Genomic DNA, 5,846 nt, shown 5'->3' with positions numbered 1-5,846 from the left:
GGTCGGGGCCTACGGGGTACTGCGGGACTCCGACGGGCGGGTGTTGCTGGCGCGCGGTTCGGCGAGGTGCCCGTACCCGGGGGTGTGGCAGTTGCCCGGCGGCGGCGTCGAACACGCCGAGCACCCGGCCGACACGGTGGTACGCGAGTTCGCCGAGGAGACCGGCCTGACCGTCGCGCCCGGCGCGATCCGGGCCGCGGTGGCCGACGTGGCCGCGTTCGCCGACGTGGGGATCGCGCTGCACACCGATCGGTTGGTCTTCGAGGTCGAGGCACGCGGCGGGCGGCTGCGGCCGGAGCCGGCCGGTGGCAGCGACGAGGCGGGCTGGTTCACGCCCGACGAGGCAGCCGCCCGGCAGCTGATGCCGTTCACCGCCGAGCTGCTCGGCCTGCCTGTGACTCCGCTGCCGGCCGACCTGCCCCGGGCGCTGCCCGCCGAGCCGGCCGGGCCGTCCGTCGACCGCCGGCAGCGCTTCGCCGCGTACGGGCTGGTCACTGACCCCGCCGACCGGGTGCTGCTCACCATGATCGCCGACGGTTATCCGGGCGCGGGCCGGTGGCACCTGCCCGGTGGCGGCACCGACCACGGCGAGCAGCCGGCCGCCGGGCTGCTGCGCGAGCTGGTCGAGGAGGCCGGGCAGCTGGGCCGGGTGGTCGACCTGATCGCCGTGGACAACCTGCACAACCCGGCCGCGCTCGGCCCGGAGGGCCGCCCGCTGGACTGGCACGGCGTCCGGGTGATCTACCGGGTACGGGTGGACGCGCCGACCGACGCGGTGGTGACCGAGCTGGCCGGCGGCTCGACCGCACGGGCCGCCTGGTTCGCCCCGGAGCAGGTCACCGGTCTGTCGATGACCGACGTGGCGGCCCGGGCCACCGGGCAGCGGGTGAGCTGAATCGCTCGCCGAGCCGCCCTGGGTGACCTCCGGTACAGTCGGAAGTACGGCTGACCGACGAAAACGGGCGTTGAGGCCCGAGATGGGAATGAGTGGGCGGTTCGCGCGGTTAAGGGAGATATAAGTACCGCCGGCAGCTATCGCCAAGCCCCTGTCCCCTGTGCAATGGTGTACTCCGCAAAAGGGCTGCCGGACCCGAAAGGTCCGGCACGAGACAGCCGGACACCCGCCCCGCAGTGGGCGGCCAGCCGATCCGGTGATGGAGGAAACGTGCCGAGAGCCCCATGGCGCCGGCGTCGTACGACTGACAGTCCGCGCCCCGCAGGGCGTCGCTGGGCGGGCAGGTTGCGCCGCAGCAGTACGTTCGCCCGCCAGGTGCTGCTGGTCCGGGTGGGCCGCCGGGACGGCGCGGCCGTCTCCGGGACCGACCTGGTCACCCCCGACCACCGTTACGCCGACCGCCAGCGCCTCCGCTACGGCCGGCTCGACACCGACATCGAAGCGGTACGGCCCATCAGCCCGGCGCTTCCCCCGGCGACACCCGTCGACGACGAGTCCCCGGCGATGTCGATCCCGCTCCTGCCGGGTGAGCGCACCGCCGCCCGCCGGGCCAAGTTCGCGCTCGTCAACGCGTGCACGCTGAGCAGCCTCATGCTCGGCATGCTGGCCATCTTCCTGGCCATGCGCGGTGAGGTGCAGATCGCCGCGATCTGCCTGATCGCGTGCGTCGCGTTCGACGGCCTCGACGGCGCGCTGGCCCGCAAGCTCGGTGTGGCCAGCCCGTTCGGTGCGCAGATGGACTCGCTCGCCGACATGTGCTCGTTCGGCCTCGCCGCGCCGGTCGTGGTCTACGCCTCGCTCGCCGGTTCGGTGCCGCCGGCGGCCGCCGCGGTCTCCTGCGCGCTCGTCGCCGCGTGCGCGGCCGTCCGGCTCGCCCGGTTCAACGTCTCGCCGAAGGACGGCCGCTTCTTCTGCGGCGTGCCGACCACCATGGCGGCGGCAGTGCTCGCCCTGACCGTGGCCATCGGCGTGCCGGTCCCCGGCCTGGTCATGGTGGCCGGCGTGGCGCTGCTCGCCTTCGCCATGGTGTCCAGCTTCCCGTACGCGAAGCTCGCCCGGCTGCTGAAGCTGCCGCCGTGGCTCTGGCTGGCCCCGGTGGTCGGCGCGCTCGTCGACATCCGGCTCACGTTCGCCCTCGTGGTGGTGGGCTACCTGGTCAGCGGGCCGCTGCTCTGGCTGCACCAGCGCCGTACCGCCTGACCCGAGAACGACAGAAGGGGCGCCGCTGCAGCGGCGCCCCTTCTCTCATGTCAGGCGCTCAGCGCCAGCGGGCGATCACCGTCGCGCCGCCGACCACCTTGTCGCCCGGACCGACGAGCGGGTCCGCGGCGTCGGCCGGCAGGTAGACGTCGGTGCGCGAGCCGAACCGGATCAGGCCGAAGCGCTCACCCCGGGCCAGCAGCGAACCCACGGGCGCCCGCTGCACGATCCGGCGGGCGATCAGCCCGGTGCGCTGCGCCACCACCACGGTGCCGTGGTCGGTGTCCAGCACCGTGTACGCCGCCACGTTGTGCTCGGCGTCCGGCTTCATGGCGTTGACGAACCCGCCGTCGGCGACGAAGTAGTCGACCACCTTGCCGGCCACCGGAGCGCGGTTGACGTGCACGTCCAGCACCGACAGGAAGACCGCGATCCGCAGCCACTCGCCGTCACCGAAGCGCTCGTCCTGAAGGCGCTGCACGGACAGCACCTGACCGTCCGCCGAGGCGACCACCGCCGACGGGTCCTCCGGCACGTCCCGCTCCGGGTCGCGGAAGAACGCGGCCACCGGCGCGGCGGCCAGCGCCGGCAGCAGCCAGAGCTTCGACTTCGGCCGCGCGGCCCGGGCCAGGGCGGCCAGGCCGAGCGTGATGCCGGCCGCGGCCACCCCGTTCGAGTCGATGTGCATGCCCCGGGTCAGCGGCACGCTCGACGGCCGGTACGCCGGGGACAGCGAGGCCGCGAGCGCGACCGGCGCCGGGGTGAACCGCAGGTGGTGCACGCGTACCGGCGGGGTGTTGCGCAGCACCAGGTCGGTGCGTACGCCGTGCAGCACGCCCTGCCGGTCCAGCTCGCCGTCGGCACCCTCGGTGCGGAACAGCGGCGCGGCGACGCTCAGCACCGCGCCCTCGGCGAGGTATTTCGCCAGCCCGTCGATCGCGACGCGCGCCTCGTCCGCGGTGCCGCTGAACGGCTCGGCGACGACCACCACCGCGGCGGCGTCCGCCTCGGCGAGGGTGTCGACCACGCGTACCCGGTCGGCGACCCAGCGGCCCTGCGCGGTCACGTGTTCGCGCAGCGCGGCCGCCGCGGCGCCCTCCGCCGGCACCACTGTGAGCCGGTCGCCGGGGAGCAGCGCCTCGATCGCGGCGGCCAGCACCGCGGACTCCGGGGTCGCGCCGACCAGCAGGCCGGCCTTCGGGTCGTTACGCCGGGCGAACTCGCTGACGAGCGTGCGGGCGGCGCGCTCGCCGATGCGGACCGCACCGGAGGGAGCGGTGACGCGCACGGCGGGGGACTGGGTCATGTCGGACGGGCTCCTGACGAGATAGCGAACGGACGGGGCGGCTCCGGCGACCCGGCCGGCGGCTCCGGCATGGTCGGGGTGCGCGGGCCGGCCGGCGGAGACGAGATCTCCGCCGACCAGCATAGGCCGCGTCCGGAGGGCGCCGCAGTGGCGCGGTCAGGCCGGATCCCCCGGCGTACGGCGCTGCGGAGCCGCCTCGTCGGCCGGTGGCTCGAGCGGCGGCAGTTCGCGGGTGGCCGGTTCCGCGGAGTCGGTCGTGGCCTCGGTGGCCCACTCGTCGGCGCTGTCGGGCGTCTCCGGGCCGGCGGTCGTCTCCGCGCTGCCGGCGGTCTCCGGGCCTGCGGCCGGGGAGCCGTACGGCGCCGAGACCGTGACGTCCGGCGCGGGCTGCGTGGTGGGCTGCTCCGGGGGGCGGCCCGAGCGCAGCGCGCCGATCAGCCCGAGCAGTCCGATCAGCACCAGCCCGCCGGCCAGGAACCAGCCGACCGGGGGTACGGAGAGGCCGAGGATCCGGGCCAGCAGCCACCAGACGGACAGGCCGAGGAAGACGAGTCCGAAAGCGAACGACACGATGTCGGTACGGTGTGCCTTCACCGGGTCACCTCCAGCTTGCCGGCGTTCACGTGGACGTAGAGGCGCAGCTTGCCGCCACCGGGACCGTCGGCGCCCGGGTCGGTGGTCTCCCACTGACGACCGCCGAGCCCGCCGCTGCGCCGGCCGAAGACAGTGGCGTCGCCGGCGTTCACGTCGGCCACAGTGGTCACGTCGACGTCCGGCGGTACGACAACTGTCGCGTTGCCGAGGTTCACGTCGACAGTCACCTGGACGTCCTGCTTGTCGAAGTCGATCCCGCGCAGGTCGAGCGTCGCGTCACCGAGGTTGTTCTCGTACCGGTCGGCCAGGTCGCGCAGGTCGGTCGGCGCCCAGGTGACGTTGCCGTCGATGCCGCGTACCCGGTCGTAGGACTCGGCGACGGTGGCGATGCCGAGCGCCGCTGCTGTCACCAGACCCAGGGCGATCAGCCAGCGGGCCCGGCCGAACCAGGTGCCGACGAGCAGACCGAGGCCGATGGTCGCGAGTACCGCGGCGAAGTAGCCGGCGGCGCCGACCGGGAAGACGTCGAGCAGGTCGAGCATTGCGACCATGCCGAGCGCCAGGAAGATCAGCGAGAACGTGATCGCGCCGAGCGGCGAGCGCTCCTTGGGCCGCTTCGGCGGTCGCGGCGGCCGGACCGGTGGCGGAAAGGGCGGCGATCCGGCGTACGGGCCGTGCGGGGCGAACGGTGGCCGGTAACCGCCGGGCGGCAGCGGTGCGCCCACCGGCGCGGGCGGCGGCACGGCGGCCGGCTCGTCCAGCCGGGCCCCGGCGTCCCGCGCGCCCGGCCAGGCCGGGTTCGCGCCGTACGCGGGCCAGGTGGCGGTGTCGGCGACCGGGCCGGTCACGTGCTGCATCGCGACGGTCGTCGGCTCGGACGGGCCCGGCCGGGTGCCGGCCGCGGCGGGCCAGCCCGGCGCCGGCAGCGTCGGGTAGCCGGTAGTAGGCCCGGGGTGGCCCGGCTCGCGCTCCGCGTCGGACGTGGCCGGGTGCCCCGGCTCGGACGGCGCCGCCAGCGGGTAGCCGGGCTCGGAGGCGGGCGCCGGCGGGTAGCCGGGCTCGGACGCGGACACCGGCGGGTAGCCGGGCTCGGCGGGCATGCCGCCGGACGGCGCCGCCGCGGGGTGTGCCGGTCCGGCGGGTGTGCCGGTCCACTGTGCCGCGGGGGGAGCCGCGGTCCAGGTGCCCGGCGCCGGGGCCGGCGGCGCGGGCCAGGCCACCGGTGGTACCGGACCCGGCGGGGGACCGTGCGGCGGCGCCGGCTGAGCCGGCCGCTGCGCCGGGCCGCGCTGCTCGCGATTGAGCAGGAGCGCGCCGCCGATCAGGATCACCGCGCCGAGCAGGATCGCCCGGAACCCGTCGGTGACGACGTAGGCGAAGCCGAGCGCCACCACGATGCCGAGCACGATCACCGTGATCGGGGACATGCTGGACCGGCCCCGGCCGAGCATGGCCTCCACCGGGGAGGCGGTGTCGCCCTCACCGGGGATGATCAGCCAACCGGCGACGTACACGATGATGCCGATGCCGCCGAAGAAGCCGAGTACGGCCAGCAGCACGCGCCACAGCACCGGGTCGGTGTTCGTGGCCCGGCCGATGGCGGCGCACACCCCGGCCAGGTAGCGGCCCTCGCGGGGGCGTACCAGGCCGTACCGGGTGGTGAAGCCGGCGGCGCCGGGCGGTGGGGCGTACCCACCGGGTGGTGGACCGGCGAACGGCGTGCCGCCGCCGGGCGGCGGGCTCGCCTGGTCGGTGGTGGGCGCCGCTCCCGGCGGGGGCGGCGCCCACCAC

General features: G+C 75.4%; 5 protein-coding genes. 2 read left to right on the top strand and 3 right to left on the bottom strand.

The genetic code is table 11. From position 1 onward, the window contains the following. On the top strand, positions 1-895 hold an 895-nt coding region (locus ABD52_RS35830; RefSeq protein WP_235437664.1), incomplete at its 5' end, for an NUDIX hydrolase. Between the two features lie 345 nt (positions 896-1,240). After that, a complete protein-coding gene (locus ABD52_RS35825) occupies positions 1,241-2,155 on the top strand; it encodes a phosphatidylcholine/phosphatidylserine synthase (protein ID WP_013473639.1) in 915 nt (304 codons plus the stop codon). 58 nt (positions 2,156-2,213) lie between these two features. Here the strand turns inward: ABD52_RS35825 and ABD52_RS35820 are convergent, their stop codons facing one another. The 3 genes from ABD52_RS35820 to ABD52_RS35810 form a co-directional block, all read right to left on the bottom strand. Next, positions 2,214-3,461 carry a phosphatidylserine decarboxylase gene (locus ABD52_RS35820; protein WP_013288529.1) on the bottom strand — a complete coding sequence of 416 codons (1,248 nt, stop codon included), beginning with the start codon at positions 3,459-3,461 and terminating at the stop codon, positions 2,214-2,216. A 156-nt stretch (positions 3,462-3,617) separates the two neighbouring features. Further along, positions 3,618-4,055, bottom strand: coding sequence for a hypothetical protein (locus tag ABD52_RS35815; RefSeq protein ID WP_047894659.1), 438 nt, complete (start codon positions 4,053-4,055; stop codon positions 3,618-3,620). Continuing rightward, positions 4,052-5,846: PspC domain-containing protein (locus ABD52_RS35810; RefSeq protein ID WP_047894658.1), on the bottom strand; the 1,795-nt coding region annotated here is incomplete at its 5' end. The genes ABD52_RS35810 and ABD52_RS35815, both read right to left, overlap by 4 nt.

This window comes from Micromonospora sp. RV43 (assembly GCF_001029515.1).
Taxonomy (GTDB): domain Bacteria; phylum Actinomycetota; class Actinomycetes; order Mycobacteriales; family Micromonosporaceae; genus Micromonospora; species Micromonospora aurantiaca.
The sequence above is the reverse complement of the archived record's forward strand: the minus strand, read 5'-3'. Positions and strand labels throughout refer to the sequence as shown.

Excerpts from the sequence above, each read along its gene's own strand:
- ABD52_RS35820 (WP_013288529.1), bottom strand. The coding sequence starts at position 3,461 with ATGACCCAGTCCCCCGCCGTGCGCGTCACCGCTCCCTCCGGTGCGGTC.